General features: G+C 70.8%; 18 protein-coding genes. 7 read left to right on the top strand and 11 right to left on the bottom strand.

Going from position 1 to position 17053, the window contains the following annotated elements; genetic code table 11:
• Positions 1–139: 139 nt before the first annotated feature.
• Both rpsT and ABGA98_RS21735 read right to left on the bottom strand, forming a co-directional pair.
• The gene (gene rpsT / locus ABGA98_RS21740) at positions 140–409 is read right to left on the bottom strand and encodes a 30S ribosomal protein S20 (RefSeq protein WP_347620193.1); all 270 of its coding nucleotides are present in this window, start codon (positions 407–409) and stop codon (positions 140–142) included.
• A 151-nt stretch (positions 410–560) separates the two neighbouring features.
• A complete protein-coding gene (locus ABGA98_RS21735) occupies positions 561–1550 on the bottom strand; it encodes a hypothetical protein (protein ID WP_347620192.1) in 990 nt (329 codons plus the stop codon).
• A gap of 55 nt (positions 1551–1605) precedes the next feature.
• Between ABGA98_RS21735 and lepA the strand changes: the two genes are divergently transcribed.
• Entirely contained in the window at positions 1606–3435 is a 1830-nt protein-coding gene (gene lepA / locus ABGA98_RS21730) for a translation elongation factor 4 (RefSeq protein ID WP_347620191.1), read from the top strand.
• A gap of 12 nt (positions 3436–3447) precedes the next feature.
• On the opposite strand, the gene ABGA98_RS21725 is transcribed toward lepA, so the two are convergent.
• Together ABGA98_RS21725 and ABGA98_RS21720 are read right to left on the bottom strand one after the other, a co-directional pair.
• Positions 3448–3864 carry an acyl-CoA thioesterase gene (locus ABGA98_RS21725; protein ID WP_347620190.1) on the bottom strand — a complete coding sequence of 139 codons (417 nt, stop codon included), beginning with the start codon at positions 3862–3864 and terminating at the stop codon, positions 3448–3450.
• Positions 3861–4166, bottom strand: coding sequence for a hypothetical protein (locus ABGA98_RS21720; RefSeq protein ID WP_347620189.1), 306 nt, complete (start codon positions 4164–4166; stop codon positions 3861–3863). The genes ABGA98_RS21725 and ABGA98_RS21720 overlap by 4 nt, the downstream gene beginning before the upstream one ends.
• Before the next feature lie 46 nt (positions 4167–4212).
• Here ABGA98_RS21720 and ABGA98_RS21715 point away from each other — a divergent pair, with 46 nt between their 5' ends.
• Positions 4213–4707 carry a GNAT family N-acetyltransferase gene (locus ABGA98_RS21715; protein ID WP_347620188.1) on the top strand — a complete coding sequence of 165 codons (495 nt, stop codon included), beginning with the start codon at positions 4213–4215 and terminating at the stop codon, positions 4705–4707.
• 13 nt (positions 4708–4720) lie between these two features.
• Here ABGA98_RS21715 and ABGA98_RS21710 read toward each other — a convergent pair whose 3' ends face one another.
• Positions 4721–6310, bottom strand: coding sequence for a DUF6297 family protein (locus ABGA98_RS21710; protein WP_347620187.1), 1590 nt, complete (start codon positions 6308–6310; stop codon positions 4721–4723).
• A 20-nt stretch (positions 6311–6330) separates the two neighbouring features.
• Entirely contained in the window at positions 6331–6954 is a 624-nt protein-coding gene (ccmA, locus tag ABGA98_RS21705; RefSeq protein ID WP_347620186.1) for a heme ABC exporter ATP-binding protein CcmA, read from the bottom strand.
• A 206-nt stretch (positions 6955–7160) separates the two neighbouring features.
• Here ccmA and ABGA98_RS21700 point away from each other — a divergent pair, with 206 nt between their 5' ends.
• Positions 7161–7472 carry a hypothetical protein gene (locus tag ABGA98_RS21700; RefSeq protein WP_347620185.1) on the top strand — a complete coding sequence of 104 codons (312 nt, stop codon included), beginning with the start codon at positions 7161–7163 and terminating at the stop codon, positions 7470–7472.
• Between the two features lie 232 nt (positions 7473–7704).
• A complete protein-coding gene (locus ABGA98_RS21695) occupies positions 7705–8289 on the top strand; it encodes a histidine phosphatase family protein (protein ID WP_347620184.1) in 585 nt (194 codons plus the stop codon).
• Positions 8290–8366: 77 nt separating this feature from the next.
• On the opposite strand, the gene ABGA98_RS21690 is transcribed toward ABGA98_RS21695, so the two are convergent.
• Both ABGA98_RS21690 and ABGA98_RS21685 read right to left on the bottom strand, forming a co-directional pair.
• Complete coding sequence (locus ABGA98_RS21690; RefSeq protein ID WP_347620183.1) at positions 8367–9971, bottom strand: pyruvate, phosphate dikinase; 1605 nt, start codon at positions 9969–9971, stop codon at positions 8367–8369.
• The gene (locus ABGA98_RS21685; RefSeq protein WP_347620182.1) at positions 9968–10597 is read right to left on the bottom strand and encodes a transcriptional regulator; all 630 of its coding nucleotides are present in this window, start codon (positions 10595–10597) and stop codon (positions 9968–9970) included. The genes ABGA98_RS21690 and ABGA98_RS21685 overlap by 4 nt, the downstream gene beginning before the upstream one ends.
• Before the next feature lie 298 nt (positions 10598–10895).
• Between ABGA98_RS21685 and hemW the strand changes: the two genes are divergently transcribed.
• Positions 10896–12116, top strand: a complete 1221-nt coding sequence (gene hemW, locus ABGA98_RS21680) for a radical SAM family heme chaperone HemW (protein ID WP_347620181.1) — start codon at positions 10896–10898, stop codon at positions 12114–12116.
• Here the strand turns inward: hemW and ABGA98_RS21675 are convergent.
• Genes ABGA98_RS21675 through ABGA98_RS21665 form a run of 3 tightly spaced genes read right to left on the bottom strand, consistent with a single transcriptional unit; the run spans position 12113 to position 14327 of the window.
• Positions 12113–12988, bottom strand: coding sequence for a DUF4870 domain-containing protein (locus ABGA98_RS21675; RefSeq protein WP_347620180.1), 876 nt, complete (start codon positions 12986–12988; stop codon positions 12113–12115). The genes hemW and ABGA98_RS21675 overlap by 4 nt on opposite strands.
• The gene (locus tag ABGA98_RS21670) at positions 12985–13791 is read right to left on the bottom strand and encodes a DUF3097 domain-containing protein (RefSeq protein ID WP_347620179.1); all 807 of its coding nucleotides are present in this window, start codon (positions 13789–13791) and stop codon (positions 12985–12987) included. The genes ABGA98_RS21675 and ABGA98_RS21670 overlap by 4 nt, the downstream gene beginning before the upstream one ends.
• A gap of 17 nt (positions 13792–13808) precedes the next feature.
• The gene (locus tag ABGA98_RS21665) at positions 13809–14327 is read right to left on the bottom strand and encodes a hypothetical protein (RefSeq protein ID WP_347620178.1); all 519 of its coding nucleotides are present in this window, start codon (positions 14325–14327) and stop codon (positions 13809–13811) included.
• A 554-nt stretch (positions 14328–14881) separates the two neighbouring features.
• Between ABGA98_RS21665 and hrcA the strand changes: the two genes are divergently transcribed.
• Together hrcA and dnaJ are read left to right on the top strand one after the other, a co-directional pair.
• A complete protein-coding gene (hrcA, locus tag ABGA98_RS21660) occupies positions 14882–15895 on the top strand; it encodes a heat-inducible transcriptional repressor HrcA (protein ID WP_347620177.1) in 1014 nt (337 codons plus the stop codon).
• Between the two features lie 11 nt (positions 15896–15906).
• Positions 15907–17052 (top strand): molecular chaperone DnaJ, encoded by a 1146-nt coding sequence (gene dnaJ / locus ABGA98_RS21655; protein ID WP_347620176.1) that lies wholly within the window; start codon positions 15907–15909, stop codon positions 17050–17052.
• Position 17053 lies beyond the last annotated feature (1 nt).

Genomic DNA, 17053 nt, shown 5'->3' with positions numbered 1-17053 from the left:
GGAGGGCAAGGTGATCTTTGCAACGGTGACGGAGCCGATACGAGGCGGCGACGCCCGTGTGATATCGAAACTGTGACAAAAGCCTGACAAACGGAAAACGCCGCATCCCTCAGGGGGATGCGGCGTTTCTGCTGCTGCGTTATTTGGCGGACAGCGCCGCGGCCTGCCTGGCGATCGCGGACTTGCGGTTGGCCGCCTGGTTCTTGTGGATGACGCCCTTGCTGACGGCCTTGTCGAGCTGGCGGGCGGCGGCTCGCTGCAGCGCGACGGCCTGCTGGACGTCGCCCTGCTCGGCGGCCTCGCGGAACCTGCGGACGGCCGTCTTCAGCGACGACTTGACCGCCTTGTTGCGCAGGCGAGCCTTCTCGTTCTGCTTGTTGCGCTTGATCTGGGACTTGATGTTCGCCACGAAGAAGCCTCGGTGAAAGTCAGTGATGGATGGGGCGCGCGGGCTCGATGAGAGGGCGCGCCACACGCAGTTGAACAGATTACCAATAACCCAGGCGGCTGCTCAAATCAACGGCCTGGGAAAATGGGTCCGTCCATCAGTGTACGGGAGCTCAGGCCATCCAGCGCGTCATGTACTCCCGCCAGTCGTCCTCCGTGGCGGCGAAGTCGACGTAGAGGGCCAGCCCGAAGCGCTCGCGGCGGCCGTGCTCCGACAGGGCCAGCTTGGCGCCCTCGGCGGCCATCTCGACGCTCTCGGCGTTGTCGGCCCAGGCCAGGCCGTGGTCGTGGTAGGCGGGGGCGCCGATGAACAGCGACTTGTCGCCGGGCACCAGGTCGAGGGCCAGCTCCGACTGCCTGACCACGTGGCCGCCGTAGAGCGCCTGCAGCGGGGTGCCCGAGTCGTACGTCATGATCGCGACCTGGTCGACCCGGTTCACGACCTGGGTGAAGTAGCCCGATGACCAGTATTTGTCGTGGCCCAGGACGGCCCTCGCCGTCAGGCGCATGCCGGGGTAGGGCTCGATCTGCGGGCTGGCGGTGGACAGCAGTCGCGTGTGCCGCCGGGTCTCGTCGAGGAGCCGCAGGAATTCGGTGTCGCCGTCGCCGATGGGCTCGAAGTTGTAGTGGATGCCGTCGTAGCCCTCTTTCATGATGGCGGCGACGCCGGCCAGCACGTTCTGGCGGGCCTTGGGGTCGTCGAGGTCGAGGGCGTCGTCGACGGACTGGCCGAGCCAGGCGGAGATGCGGACGGCGGGGAGGTGCTCGCGCATCCACGTCACGAAATTTCGGGCGTTGGGGTATTTAGCTGGATCTAATCGGCCATCCATCTCGAAAGGGCCCGAGTGGACGTACACGTCCTTGATCCCCGTGGCGCGAAGCCGTACGGCGAGCCGCTCGACGTCGCGCTCGGTGCGGCGCCCGTCGACCCACGCATGGCCCAGCCACAGGGCGTCGTGGCCCGTGCTCTTCGCCCATGCGGCCGGGTCACCGGTAAACTGGATGCGGAGCGCGGCGGCGATCAGGCCGACCAGCGCCAGCACGATGGCCGCGGCAAGCGCGAGCAGGCGCAGGCCGCGGCAGATGACGGTCCGGGCATTCATCCGGGCATGTCACCATGAAAGACTGCTTGACTCAACCCTGTCGAAACGGACTTCGGTGCGCACTCAGCCTGGCCAGACCGACCCCGCGTTGATCCGCAACTTCTGCATCATCGCGCATATCGACCACGGCAAGTCGACCCTTGCCGACCGGATGCTGCAGATCACCGGGGTGGTCGACGAACGCTCCATGCGCGCTCAATATCTCGACAGGATGGACATCGAGCGCGAGCGCGGCATCACGATCAAGTCGCAGGCCGTGCGGCTCCCGTGGGACGGCCACGTGCTCAACATGATCGACACGCCGGGGCACGTCGACTTCACCTACGAGGTGTCGCGGTCGCTGCAGGCGTGCGAGGGCGCGATCCTGCTGGTCGACGCGGCCCAGGGCATCGAGGCGCAGACGCTGGCCAACCTCTATCTGGCCATGAACGCCGACCTGCACATCATCCCGGTCCTCAACAAGATCGACCTGCCCGCGGCCCAGCCGGAGAAGTTCGCCGAGGAACTGGCGGGCCTGATCGGCTGCGACCCCTCCGACGTGCTCAAGGTGTCGGGCAAGACGGGTGAAGGCGTGCGCGAGCTGCTCGACCACGTGGTCGCGACCGTGCCACGGCCGGTAGGCGACGCCGACGCGGCCGCCCGCGCGCTGATCTTCGACTCGGTCTACGACACCTACCGCGGCGTCGTCACCTACGTCCGGGTCGTGGACGGCCACCTAGGCAAGCGCGAGCGCATCCTCATGATGTCCACCATGGCCACCCACGAGACGCTGGAGATCGGCGTCATCTCGCCCGAGCCCAAGGTCGCCGAGCTCGGGCTGGGCGTCGGCGAGGTGGGCTACCTGATCACGGGCGTGAAGGACGTGCGCCAGTCACGGGTCGGCGACACGGTGACGGCCGCGGCCAAGCCCGCTCCCGAGATGCTGGCCGGCTACGACCACCCCAAGCCGATGGTGTTCTCCGGGCTCTATCCGATCGACGGCGACCAATATCCCGAGCTGCGCGAGGCGCTCGACAAGCTGCAGCTCAACGACGCCGCGCTGGTCTACGAGCCGGAGACGTCGGCCGCGCTCGGCTTCGGCTTCCGCGTCGGGTTCCTCGGGCTGCTGCACATGGAGATCGTCCGTGAGCGCCTGGAGCGGGAGTTCGGGCTGTCGCTGATCTCCACGGCGCCCAACGTGGTCTACCGCGTGGTCATGGAGGACGGCAAGGAGCTCACCGTCACCAACCCGTCGGAGTTCCCCACCGGAGGCAAGATCGCGCAGGTCTTCGAGCCGGTCACCAAGTCCACGCTCCTGGCGCCGGCCGAGTTCATCGGCGCGATCATGGAGATCTGCCAGGGGCGGCGCGGCCAGCTGCTCGGCATGGACTACCTGTCGGAAGACCGGGTCGAGATCCGCTACACGCTTCCACTGGGCGAGATCATCTTCGACTTCTTCGACCAGCTGAAGTCGCGCACCCGCGGCTACGCCTCGCTCGACTACGAGCCCGCGGGCGAGCAGGAGTCCGAGCTGGTCAAGGTCGACATCCTGCTGCAGGGCGAGCCGGTCGACGCCTTCAGCGCGATCGTCCACAAGGAGAAGGCCTACGCCTACGGCGTCGACATGGCGAAGAAGCTGCGCGAGCTGATCCCGAGGCAGCAGTTCGAGGTGCCGATCCAGGCGGCCATCGGAGCCAGGGTCATCGCCCGCGAGAACATCCGCGCCATCCGCAAGGACGTCCTGGCCAAGTGTTACGGCGGCGACATCTCCCGTAAGCGCAAGCTGCTGGAGAAGCAGAAGGAAGGCAAGAAGCGCATGAAGATGGTCGGCCGCGTCGAGGTGCCGCAGGAGGCCTTCGTCGCCGCGCTGTCCACCGACTCCAGCGCCGACAAGGCCAAGAAGTAGGCCTCCGCGGCCCTACAACCCGAGCACGGCCGGTGTCCGCGCCAGCGCGCGCCAGCGGTTCTTCGGATCGTCGAGCAGGCGGCGGGCCTGGAGATCCATGAGCCCGCCGACGCCGGTCATCTCCGCCGCCAGCTCACCGTCGGGCTTCCTGAACTCCTGCCTGACCCGGAAGGTCTTCCCCTCGCCCCACTCGAACGCGCACGTCACCTCGACCTCGTCGCCGGCGCGCAGCTCGCGGTGGTAGCGGATGGTGTTCTCCAGGGTCACGGGGCCGATGCCGTCGTCCCACAGGTCGTCGACCGAGATGCCGGCCTCGCGCAGGCACTCCCAGCGGGCGTGGTCACCGTACTGGAAATAGACCGCGTTGTTGACGTGGCCCTGCCCGTCGAGCTCGTAGCCGCGCACGGCGATGCGCACCGAAAAGGTCATGATCGTTCCTCCAGCCAGGCGAGTGATCGGGCGGTGAGATAGCGCAGGCCGTCATCGCCGATCTCCACCCAGTCGCCGCGCGCCCACCCGCCCGTCGTCTGCGGGGCGAATCCGTGCCGCTGGAACAGCGCCGACGCCTCCTTCTGGGTGAGCCCGCGCCGCCCCCACTCCTCGATGACGCGTGCCGTGCGCTCGTCCTCGCTCGACTCCGGCTCGCCCAGCGCGGCGGCCAGCTCTTCCAGCCCGCGGGCGATGAGCCGCAACGAGGATTGGAGCTTCGGTACGTCCATCACATCGCCCATCAATCGGTCTCAATTGCTCAGCGATTTTACATATTACCCTGTAAGGGTGGAAGTGGTACGGACGGCACGCTTGGTCCTCTCCCGTGTCACCGCCGACGATCTCGACGCCGTCCATGAGATCCACTCGGATCCGCGGACGAGCGTCTACCACCCCGACGGTCCCGTGACCGACGTGGAGTCCAGCCGGGCCATGCTGGACCTGTGGCTGGCCGACTGGGAAGAGCGAGGGCTCGGCTACTGGGCGGTGCGCCGCACGGGCGAGTCGCATGTGCTCGGCTTCGGCGGCCTGCGCCGCGCGGTCGTGGACCGGGAAGAGGTGCTCAACCTGTACTATCGCTTCCGGCCGTCGGCATGGGGGCAGGGATACGCGCTGGAGCTGGCCAAGGCGGCGCTGCAGGTGGGAGAGGGCTTGGGCGGCCCGGTCGTGGCGGTGATCCGCGAGGTCAACGAGCCGTCGCGAAAGGTGGCCGAGAAGGCGGGCATGCGCAAGGACCGCACGATCCCGTACGGGGGCGTGCCGAGCGACGTGTACGTCGCCTGAGCGGGCGGAGGACCTACCCCGGCTTGCCCGTGCCGGCGCGCAGCACGTAACCAGCCAGGATCAGCACGCTCACCACGCCCTGGACCGCGAGGAGGGCGCCCAGCCCGTTCGCGGGAACCAGCGGCGCCGACAGGGCGGGCAGGCATCCCAGCACGGCCAGATCAGCACCCGTGACCGCCCAGATCAGCGGCCCTGTCGGGATGGAGCCGGCCGGGGTGTCGATCACCGGCATGGAATGATCGACAGGGCTGCGCCTGGCCATCCGCAGCGCCCCTGCCGCAAGGGCGGGAGCCACCAGCGGCCCGAGCAACCACCACGCCCCGGACCACAGCCCGCCGGCCACGGCCTCCCCTGCCCACGCTCCGCCGGTCGCGGTCTCCGCCGGCAACGGCCCGCCGGCCACGGCGTCCGCTCCAGGGAAGCCGCCGTCGATCAGCACTGGCCCGGCCAGGGCCAGGGCCGTCCAGGCGGCGCTCAGCAGCGTGGGAAGCGCGGCGCGGGTCGCCAGAGCCGGGCGCCGGCCCACCCCGATCAGCCGGGCCATGGCCGGGTTGTCGTTGTCCCTGCGCGCCCCGGTCACGCCGGTGCAGGCCACGGCCAGCGCCCCCGCCAGCACGGCAGCCCAGAGCGCCACGCTCGTGACGCCCGCCTGGGCCAGCACGGCGGGCAGCGCGGCCGTCGCCGTCATGGTCGCCAGCCGCCGGGGCCTGCGGGCCAGGCGGAGCCAGTCCTGCCAGGCCAGAGCGAGCGGAGCGGGCAACGACGGCCAGCGGCGCGAGCCGAGTTTCCTGGCCCGCCAGTGGTTGTCCTCGGCGATCCAGGTCAGCGCGCCGGGGTCGAGGGTCACGGTCGCGTTGGCCACATGGCCCACCCGGGTGGAGGCGCTGACCAGGGTGCGGGCGGGGATCCGGCCGAGCGCCGCCCATGCCCGCCCTGCCAGCAGCCCGGAGAGCACGGCGCCGCCCGCGACGGCGGCCGCGACCGCCGGCAGCGGCGCGCCCGCCGCGACCGCCAGCGCCGAACGCAGCTGACCGCTCATGGCCACCACGGCCAGCACCACCAGCGCGGCGATCGCGGCGGTCAGCCAGACCTGCCATGGCGGGGAGGCCTGGCCGAGCACCGCCAGCGCCATCCCGCCCACGGCCGCCGAGACGCCGAGCGCAAGCGCGGCGAGCAGCCGCCACACGAGCTGGTCGGGCGCGCCCAGCACGGCCAGCGCGCAGAGACCCAGCAGGAGACCGGCCACGACCGCCACCGCGGTGAGCGCCCGCGCCGTGCGGCCGAGCAGATGCCGCCGGTCCAGCGGGGAGAGCAACAACCAGGTCGCGTCGGGGGCGGGCAGCAACACCGGCCCAGCCGCCCTCGCGACGGCCAGGAAACCGGCCATGGCCAGTGACACCAGGGCCACGCCCGCCCCCATGCGTCCGGGCTCGGCGGATCCGGCCAAACCGCCGACCATGGTGGAGATGGGCTGACCGGCCACGGCGACCAGCATCGCCAGCCCGAACACGGTGACATAGCGATCGGCCAGGCTCACGGGGGCGCGGCCGCGCGAACGCAGGTAGGCGCGTACGGACCGCACGCCGGTCTCAGATCCGGACATCCGGGGCGAGTGCGAGCCTGTCACGCGGTGACTCCTGAGGGGGAGACCTGGCGGGCGCGGGAGACCAGGCCGTCGTCATGCGTGGCCATGACGACGGTGCCGCCCTCGGCCGCGTAGTCGCCGAGCAGCCCGGCCAGTCGCGAACGAAAGGCGGAGTCGAGGCCGCGTTCCGGCTCGTCGAGCAGGAGCAGTGTGCTCGGCCTGAGCAGAGTGGCGGCCAGGCAGAGGCGCTGGCGCTGGCCGGTGGACAGGTTCAGCGGAACCGCGTCGGCCCGCTCCACCAGGTCGAACACGTCGAGCGCCGTGTCCACGGCCATGCGGGGCGTGGCGTGCACCGCGCCCATCAGCTCCAGGTGCTCGCGAGCGGTGAGCCCGGGATACCAGGCCGGCTCGTCGCCCAGCAGTGCGACCCGGGCCCAGAAACGGGCGTCGTCGGCCGGCGGCTCCCCGAACACCCGGACCTCGCCGGACGTGGCGGGCTGGAGGCCGGCCAGGCAGCGGAGCAGCGTCGACTTGCCGCACCCGTTGGGGCCGACCACCGCCACGATCTCGCCCGGCGCCACGGTCAGTCGCATGTCCCGCAGCACGGGATTGGCGCCCAGCTCCACCGCGAGATCTGTCACTTCGATGATCGGCTCGTACACCGTTCGAGCGTACCCAACGGCGCGGGCCGCGCGGCACGCTGGAGCGTCGCCGTGTGGAGATCGCCCTCCCGCACGGCGGCGATGCCGTGCGGGCGCGGAGGGTGCGAGCACCGTCCTGGAGGGCGGCGATCGCCGTGTGCGTCAGGGATTCTGTCGGTGCCGCCCTCTACCTTCAATACCGAACACCTGTGCGACAGGAGGGTGACGTGATCGCTTCTGAGCGGTTCGAGCGTGCCGCGGTGCTGGGGGTCGCTGTGGCTGAGGAGACCCGGAGGTTGCTGCGGCACCATCTGGGCTCGCCGGGGGAGGAGGGTGATGACGGCACGGTGCTCGTCGATGTGCCCTATCCCGACGCGGCCGTGTTGACGGCGGTGCTCGACGTGGCGGCCGAGTGCTTCGGTGAGCGGGGTGACTCGGTCGAGGAGTCCAGGCAGGCGGCGCTGGAGACGTTGTTACAGCTGGCGGGGTTCGACGCGGAGTCGCAGCTCAATCCGGGAGCGCCGGAGGGTGGCCGCTAGCCGGGTCTGCACCCGCTCCTCGCCCATCCCGCCGCCGGCGGAAGGGCTCGGTGATCTCGCCGAGCCGGCGCAGGCTCTTGGATGCGGCGCCTGGGCTGGTTCCGGTGGGGTCGCGGTGTGGTTCCCGTGCAGCCGTCCAAGGGATGGTCCGGACGCCTGATTCCTGGCACGCGGCGATCCCGCTTAAGATGTTCACGGCATCGGAATGTCGTAAACATCTGAAAGGATCGTGATGGCGACTCGGCATCTGTACGTGGTGAGGCATGGCGCAGCCGATCCGTTCGGGAAGCTCACCGACGTGGGGGAGCGGCAGTCGCACCTGGTGGCGGAGCGGCTCGCCCGCCTGCCGGTCGACACGGTGTGGCATTCGCCCCTGCCGCGGGCGGTGCGCTCAGCGCGGATCATCGGCGAGCGTCTGGCGGCTCCCGTGCGCGAAGCGGCCGAGCTGGTCGACCATGTGCCACACGTGCCGGATGACATACCGCCGGCGTGGGCGGGCTTCTTCGACGGCTACGACGCCGATGAGGCGGCCGCGGGCGCGCGACTCGCGGATGCCCTGGTCGATCGGTTCGCGCGCCCTGCCGAGACCGAGACCCACGAGGTCCTGGTCACGCATGCCTACCAGGTTGCCTGGCTGGTGCGGCAGGCCCTCGACGCACCGCCGGCGCGGTGGCTGGGATTGGGCTGCGGCAACACGGCGCTGACCGCGATCGACTATTACGACGGCGCCGCGCCGGCCGTGCTGCTCTACAACGACATGGGTCACCTTCCGGCCGACCTGCGCTGGACCGGCTTCGGGCCGAGCGTCCGGCCGTGAGAGACGGCGGGGCCCCGACTCCGGGTGATGTGCTCCCGCGTGCCCGTCCCGGGACGACGTGGCTCGGGGCCGGCGCGCTAGTCGTGACGGAGGGTGGTGTGGGCGGCGGTGAGGCGTTGGGCCTCCTCGCGTTCGGAGTGGTCGCCCGACACGTCGTCCGCCCAGGCGAGGAGCCGGCGCAGGTGGGCGCCGGCCGCGTCCGTGGAGACGGGAGGGCTGCCGAGGGCGACCTCGCCGCTGGTCCCGTCGATGGTGACGAGGGTGCCTTCGCTGACGGTGCGCCCATCGGCCCTCCATGAGGCGGCGGCGACATCGACGACGAGGCCGGTGACGCCGACGACGGCGGGCTTTCCCATCGCCCGTGCGACCACCGCCGCGTGGCTGGCCGACCCGCCGCGCGCGGTGACGATGCCCGTGGCGGCGGCCAGGCCGCGCATGTCGTGCGGGGACGTCTCCGGGCGCACCAGGATGACCGGACCGTCGGCGGCCATGCGCACCGCCGCTTCGGCCGTGGTCGCCACCTTGCCGACCGCGACACCGGGACAGGCTCCCACTCCGCGGGCCACGATGTCAGCCTTCGCCGAGGCCGCTATGCGGGGCGTGCGGACGTGCCGCAGATGGTGTGGCGAGACCCTGAGCAGCGCTTCTCGCCGGGTGATGAGGCACTCGTCGGCGAGTTCGGTGGCGACGCGAACGGCGGCGCCTCCGGCGAACCGGCCGGGCCGGACCTGCAACAGCCACAGCTCGCCGGCCTGGAAGGTGAACTCGACGTAGCACGCATCGCGGTAATGCCCCTCGACCCGGCGCAGGGCTCCCATCAGGGCGGTCCACACGGCCGGTTCCCGGCCGGCGAGTTCGTGCAGGGGACGGGTCGATGATCGGCCTGAGACGACGTCTTCGCCTTGGCGCCCGAACAGGACGTCACCAAACGGGATGTTCTCTCCGGTGTTGGGGTCACGGCTGAAGGCGACTCCGGTGCCGCTGCGGTCGTCTCGGTTTCCGTACACCATCGCCTGCACGATCACGGCTGTGCCGAGGTCGTGCGGAATGTCATGCAGTTCGCGGTACGTACGCGCCCGAGGTGCGTCCCACGACGAGAAGACGGCCTTGATCGCCAGCTCCAGCTGCTCGGACGCGTCGTCAGGGATCGGCCGGCCGGCCCGTTGCCGGATGAACCCCTCGACCGCTTCGATGAGCTGTGCGTCCCCTGGGGCTCCGCCGGGGTCGGCGGCCACTCCCATGGCGTCGGTGTTCGTGATCGCGGACGCGAAGCTCGACAGGAACCGCAGCCGCGAGTTCAGCGCGAACCGCGCGTCGCCGGTTTCGGCGGCCAGTCCCGATGACGCTTCCGTCGTGAGGCCGAGATTCAGGATGGTGTTCATCATGCCGGGCATCGACACGCTCGCCCCGGAGCGTACCGACACGGCCAACGGCGCCTGAGCTCCGCCGAACCTGCGTCCCGTCGCGGCCTCCAGGCCGGTCATGGCGATCGCGAGCTCCTCGTCCAGTCCGGCGGGAAGACGGCCCTCACGCATGAATGCCCGGCATGCCTCGACGGTGACGACGAACCCGGCGGGCACCGGCAACCCCAGACGGTGCAGGATCACGAGGCCGTGTGCCTTGGCCCCCAGAACCTCCGCGGGCTCCTCGGCCCGCGCGGAGAGCGGCCGGATCCACCTCACCGGGGGATCCCGAGCGTCGCGAGCAGGTCCTCGTGAAGCTGGGCCCACACGATGTGGTAGGAGGCGGCGACGTGGTCGGCCACGTACTCCAGCCCGCCCGAGCGGGCACGATCGAGGGCTTCGCTCAGGCGGGTTCGATAGCGGCCGAAGCGCGGCAACGCCGCGGAGAGCTCGGCGCAGACGACCGCGGCCCGCCGGTCCAGGGCGGAGAACCGGTCGAGGACGCGAGTGTCGTACGCGGGGTCGCTGTGGTCGTTGACGGTCATGACGCCGCCGACGGGCCTCAGCTGCCAGGCCGTGCAGAGATCGAGCAGTTCCGGGTTCAGGACGAGAAAGCGCTCGTAGGCCGCGGTGACAGCGGGACGCGCGCCACCTGATTCGAGCTCATCGGTGATCCACTCGGCGTCGGCGACCCGGCCGGCATCCGTCAGGCCCCACACGTCGAACCCGCCGGCCAGATGCGTGACGAGACCGGCGACCGCTAGATCGATCAGCTCGGACTCGACCTCGGACTCGTCCATGCCCGTGGCCGCGGCCACACGGGTGAGGCCGGCATGGCCACCACAGCGCAGTGCATGGAGCACCAGCAGCCCGGTGCCGGTGCGGCGAGGTGCGGGCCGGCTCACGGCGTCGCCCTTCGCGACCGCGCGCCGTGTGCGGTGTCGGCTGCCGTCACGGCTCCGTCGTCCACCGCGCCCCGGGTCTCCGCCCGGGAGCCCTGCTCGATGGGCTCCCGCCTCGCCGCCGATGCGCGCCTGCGCGCCTGCCGGATCCGTGCCGGCCGTGTCTCTACCGCTTCTTTCCGCCAGAACATGCTTGGGATGCTCTCACAATCCAGATGATGTTGTCATCTGAATGGACGCGACAAGCACTTCGTCAACGCCCGAAGCCGGAGCACTCCCGCGGGGCGGGCAGACTGGAGGCGTGCCATCCACCCCGCCTGACGGCGATCCCGCGCCCGCCACGGGCGAGCTGCCCGCGAGCGCCCTGAGCGGGCTCGGCGAGCGTCCGTTCGGCTTCTACGTGCACGTGCCGTTCTGCGTCACCCGCTGCGGCTACTGCGACTTCAACACCTACACCGCCGCCGAGCTCGGCCCCGGCGCCTCCCACCGCGACTACGCCGACACCGTCGTCGAGGAGATCCGGCTCGCGCGCCGCGTCCTGGGCACGGCCGAGCTGCCGGTGGAGACGGTGTTCTTCGGCGGGGGCACCCCCACACTGCTGCCTCCTGAAGACCTGGCCAGGATCCTGAGCGCCATCGCCTCGGAGTTCGGGCTGCGGCCGGGGGCCGAGGTGACGACCGAGGCCAACCCGGAGTCCGTCACCCCGTCCTCCCTCGACAAGCTCCGCCACGGCGGGTTCAACCGGGTCAGCTTCGGCATGCAGAGCGTCCGCGAGCACGTGCTCCAGGTGCTCGACCGCGGGCACACGCCGGGGCGGGCCGCCGCGGCCGTGCGGGAGGCGCGGGCGGCCGGGTTCGAGCACGTCAACCTCGACCTGATCTACAGCACGCCCGGCGAGTCCGACGACGACTGGAGGGCCTCGCTGGACGCGGCGATCGAGGCCGGGCCCGACCACGTGTCGGCGTACTCGCTGATCGTCGAGGACGGCACCAGGCTGGCGGCCAGGATCCGGCGGGGCGAGCTGCCGATGCCCGACGACGACGTGGCCGCCGACCGCTACCTGATCGCCGACGAGATGTTGTCGCAGGCAGGTCTCCACTGGTACGAGGTGTCCAACTGGGCCACCTCCGACGCGGCGCGCTGCCGGCACAACCTGCTCTACTGGACCGGCGGGGACTGGTGGGCAGCCGGTCCAGGCGCGCACAGCCACGTCGGCGGCACCCGCTGGTGGAACGTCAAACACCCGGCCGCCTACGCCCAGCGGCTGGCCGGCGGCGCCTCGCCCGCGCATGCCCGCGAGGTGCTGGGCACCGGCGACCGCGACGCCGAACGCCTGATGCTGGAGCTGCGGCTGGCGTCCGGCTACCCGCTCGCCGAGGTCGCGCCCGCCGCGCGTCCCGCTGTGGCGAGCGCGCTGGCGCGCGGGCTGCTCGAGCCCGGGCCGTTCAGGTCGGGGCTGATGGTGCTCACGCTCCAGGGGCGGCTGCTGGCCGACGCCCTCATCAGGGATCTGCTCGTCTAGGTGATCATGCGGATGGCGAACGGATAGCGGTACATCTGCCCCTTGTTCGTGGCCATGGCCGCCTGGATGTGGAAGATCAACGAGACGATCCAGACCACCGGCAGCAGCAGGATGCCGACGAAGACGATCATCAGGATGCTCGAGACGAGATAGCCGATGAACATCGTGATCTGGAAGTTGAGCGCCTCGGCCGCCTGGTCCCGCACGTACGGCGACTCGTCCTTCTTCATGAGGTAGATGACCAGCGGACCGATCCAGGAGGCCAGCAGGCCCAGCAGGTGCGCGATCATCGCCAGCGAGGTGTCGTCGGTGCCCGGGCGGGGGCCGAAACGGCCGGGGACGTACGGCTCGCGGGGGCCTCCGGGGTAGGCGTGGCCGGGAGGAGGGCCGTAGCCGGGCGGGGGAGCGCCGTATCCCGGGACCTGGCCCTGGCCGGGCGGTGGCGCGTAACCGGGAGGCGGACCGTAACCGGGCTGCCCGCCGTAGCCTGGCTGGCCGCCGTAGCCGGGCGGCTGGGGTCCGTAGATGGGCTCGGAGTCGGGCATCCGGCCGTAGGGCTGCTCACCGTAGGACTCGGACCCGGGTTGCGGGCCGTACCCTGGCTGCCCGCCGTAGCCGGGCTGGGAACCGGGTTGCTGGGCGTATCCGGGTTGGCCGCCGTATGCGGGCTGGGATCCTGGCTGAGGGCCGTAGCCGGGTTGGGAGCCCTGCTGAGGGCCGTAGCCGGGTTGGGAGCCGGGTCGGCCGCCGTAGCCCGGGTGGCCGCCGGGGGACGGCGGCTGAGGGCCGGAGCCGTGGTCCGGCTGGAGGTCTGACGCGGACACCTTGCGGGTGCGTTCGTCGTCAGGCGGCGGCTGGGGATCCTGGCTCATGATGCCTCCGTCACGAAGTCGATCAGTTCTTCGACCCGGCCGAGCAGCTCCGGCTCCAGGTCGGTGTAGCTCGAGACGGCGCCGAGGATGCGCCGCCATGCCTGCGCGGGCTCCATGCGCCAGCCCAGGGCCGCGATCACGCCTTCCTTCCAAGGCACTCCGCGCGGCACGTCCGGCCAGCCGGGGATGCGCAACACGGACGGTTTGACCGCCTGCCAGATGTCGACGTAGGGGTGCCCCACGACGAGCACGTCCGGCGAGGTGATCTCGGCGGCGATCCGGCTCTCCTTGGAGCCGGGCACGAGGTGGTCGACCAGCACTCCGAGACGGCGGCCGGGCTCGGGACCGAACTCCGCCACGATGGCGGGAAGATCGTCCACGCCCTCCAGGTATTCGACCACGACCCCTTCGACCCGCAGGTCGTGACCCCAGATCTTCTCCACGAGGGCGGCGTCGTGCACGCCCTCCACGTAGATCCGGCTCTCCCTGGCCACCCTGGCCCGCAGCCCTTGGACGGCGATCGAGCCCGACGCGCTGCGTCTGGTGCCCGTGAGGGCCGCCGCCGGGCGTACGAGTGTCACGGGCTTGCCCTCGAGCAGGAACGCCGCGGGCGCGAGCGGGAACAACCGGCGCTTGCCGAACCGGTCTTCGAGCGTGACGGCCTCCTTGTCGCAGGCCACCACCGCGCCGCAGAAGCCGCTGTCGGCGTCTTCCACGACGAGCTCCAGCTCGGCGGGCACTTTCGGGATCTTCCCCTTGCCCGGCCGGCGCCAATTCCCCGCAAGTACATCGCCCTCGTACACACGGGGACGGTAGCAAATCACCCGCCGACCGCAAGGCGCCTGCGCGACGCACCCCGGCCTGCCAGGACGACGATCGTGCCGATGACCGCGGCGAGCAGCCCCGCGCCGCCGATCAGCAACGGGGTGGCCGTTCCGCCGCCCGTGGAGGAAGCGTCCCTCCCGATGCCGTACCGTACGGCGGCCTGCTCCTGGTGGGTGCAGACCAGCTGGTAGTCGCCCCTGGCGGGCGCGTTGACGACGAGGAACTGCTGCCAGGTCGTGCCACCCTCCGTGACCTTCGGGATGCCCGGGGTCTTGGCCAGCCTGGCCGGTCCGGAGATCTCGCACGAGTAGTGGACGGCCGTGTCGCTGGCGATGTAGACGGCCGGTCTGTCCGCGGGGTCGATCGGCACCGTGACGCTTTCGCCGGACGCGAACGCCTTGGTCGGCGCCAGGCCGGACGCGCCGGTCCCGCCGCCGAACATGACGGCGGCGGTGATCAGGCACACGACGGCCACGCCCCAGACGGCTGCCAGCCACCACAGGGGCGGCGTCACGGCCTTCGGGTCGATGCGGGGCGGGAACTGGGGTTGCCCACCATGGGGCCCGTACTGCGGCTGCGGGCCGTACTGGGGTTGTTGCGCGTACGGCCCGGGCTGGCCGTGGTACGGCGGTTGCCCGTACGGCGAAGGCTGACCGTAGCCCGAGGGCTGATCATAGGGTGGCGATGGATGCCCGAACTGCGGCGGCCGACTGTAGCCAGGCTGTGAGTCCGCCTGAGGCTCGGGTTGGGAGTTCGGCTGAGAGCCGTAACCGGGCTGGGAACCTGGCTGGGGGGTGTAGCCCGGCCGGGAGCCTGGTTGCGGGCCGTGCTGCGGAGGTTGGGGCTGACCTTGGTCGGGATCCTGCCCTGGCGGCTGGTCGGACGACGGGGGCTGGGAATCGTCGGTCATGTGCGCAAGTGTGAGGCCTGTCCCTTCCTGGAAGCTAGAAGCAGGACGGGACACGGTGTTATCGCACCTTGTGGGCGAGAGCCGTACACTTGGCACTCGGGAACACAGAGTGCTAGAGCCTGTGTTTTCCCCATGGCACGAGGGCAGGAGGTGAGCGCGTGCTTGACGAACGGAAGCTGGCGGTGCTCCGCGCCATTGTCGAAGACTACGTGTCGACCAACGAACCGGTGGGCTCCAAGGCGCTGGCCGATCGCCACAACCTGAAGGTCTCCCCGGCGACGGTCAGGAACGACATGGCGGCGCTGGAGGAGGAGGGATACATCACGCAGCCGCACACCAGCGCGGGCCGGGTGCCGACGGACAAGGGCTACCGCCTGTTCGTCGATCGGCTCTCGCAGGTCAAGCCGCTGTCGGGGGCCGAGCGCCGGGCGATCGAGACGTTCCTGGCGGGCGCGGTCGACCTCGACGACGTGGTGACCCGCACGGTTCGCCTGCTCGCGCAGCTGACCAGGCAGGTGGCGGTGGTGCAATACCCGACGCTGACCCGTTCGACGGTGCGGCACGTCGAGCTCGTCCCGCTGCACGACCGGCGGGTCATGCTCGTGCTGATCACCAACACCGGCCGCGTCGAGCAGCGGGTGATCGAGCTGCCCGAGGTGGTGGAGGAGGCGCGGATCGCGCACCTGCGCGCCGTGCTCAACTCCTGCCTCGACGGTTGCGGCCTGGCCAGCGTGCCCGACCTGGTGGCAGACCTGCCCGAGCGGTTGCCCGCCGAAGACCGGCCCGTCGTGGCGACGATCCTGTCGGTGCTGCTCGAGACCCTGGTCGAGCGGCACGACGAGAAGATCGTGTTCGCCGGGGCGGCCAACCTCGCCGGCGCCGACTTCTCCACCGGCCTCCGCGACGTGCTGGAGGCGCTGGAGGAGCAGGTGGTGCTCATGCGGCTGCTCGGCGAGACCACGTCCGACACCCCGTCCGCGCTCACCGTGCGCATCGGCTCGGAAAACCCCTACCTGCGGGGCACATCCATCGTCGCGACCGGATACGGTTCTGGCGACAACCAACTGGCCCGGCTCGGGGTGCTGGGACCCACGAGGATGGATTATCCAGTGACGATGGGCGCCGTGCGCGCGGTGGCACGCTACGTCAGCCAGATCCTGGCTGCATCTTAAGAGGTCGATAAGTGGCAAACAGCGACTATTACGCCACCCTCGGGGTGCGCCCTGACGCCAGTCAGGACGAGATCAAGAAGGCCTACCGCCGGCTCGCCCGCGAGCTGCATCCCGACATGAACCCCGATCCTGAGACCCAGGACAGGTTCAAGGAGATCACGCAGGCCTACGAAGTGCTGTCCGACCCGAACAAGCGCCAGATGTACGACCTGGGCGGCGACCCCTTCGGCGGCGCCGGAGCGGGTGCGGGCGCCGGAGCCGGCGGGTTCGGCGCGGGTTTCCCCTTCAGCGACATCATGGACGCCTTCTTCGGCACCGCGGCCGGCGCCAGGGGCCCCCGTTCGCGTGCCCGCAGGGGCCGCAACGCCACCATCAGGGTCGAGCTCGACCTGCGCGAGACCGCGTTCGGCACCACCCGCGAGCTGGTCGTCGACACGGCCGTGATCTGCGAGGTGTGCCAGGGCGCGGGCGCGGCGGCCGGCACCCACCCCGACACGTGCGACATGTGCAACGGGCGCGGCGAGATCTCCCAGGTCACCCGCTCGTTCCTGGGCCAGGTCATGACCTCGCGGCCGTGCCCGCAGTGCGGCGGGTTCGGCACCATCATCCGCAACCCCTGCCAGGAGTGCTCGGGCGACGGCCGGGTGCGCACCCGGCGGACGATCAAGGTCCGCATCCCCGCGGGCGTCGAGGACGGCACCCACATCCAGCTCGCCGGCGAGGGCGAGGTCGGTCCCGGAGGCGGCCCGCCCGGAGACCTGTTCCTCGAGATCGTCGAGCGGCCTCACGAGATCTTCGAACGGCGCGGCGACGACCTCCACTGCACCGTGCAGATCCCGATGACGGCCGCCGCGCTGGGCACGGTGCTGACGGTGGAGACGCTCGACGGCGCCGAGGAGATCGACGTCCGCCCGGGCACCCAGTCGGGCCAGGTCATCACGATGTACGGGCGCGGCGTGCAGCGGCTCAACGAGTCCGGCCGGGGCGACCTGCTGATCCACGTCAACGTCGAGACGCCGACCCGCCTCGACACGGCGCAGGAGGAGCTGCTGCGCGAGTTGTCCAGGCAGCGCGGCGAGGAGCGGCCTCCCGGCAAGTTCGCCCCCGGGCAGCAGAGCTTCTTCTCCCGCCTGCGCGACGCCTTCAACGGCAGGTGAC

The sequence above is a fragment of the Nonomuraea sp. B1E8 genome (genome assembly GCF_039871515.1).
Lineage (GTDB): Bacteria > Actinomycetota > Actinomycetes > Streptosporangiales > Streptosporangiaceae > Nonomuraea.
Note: the sequence above shows the minus strand (reverse complement) of the source record. Positions and strands in the feature narration are given on the sequence as shown.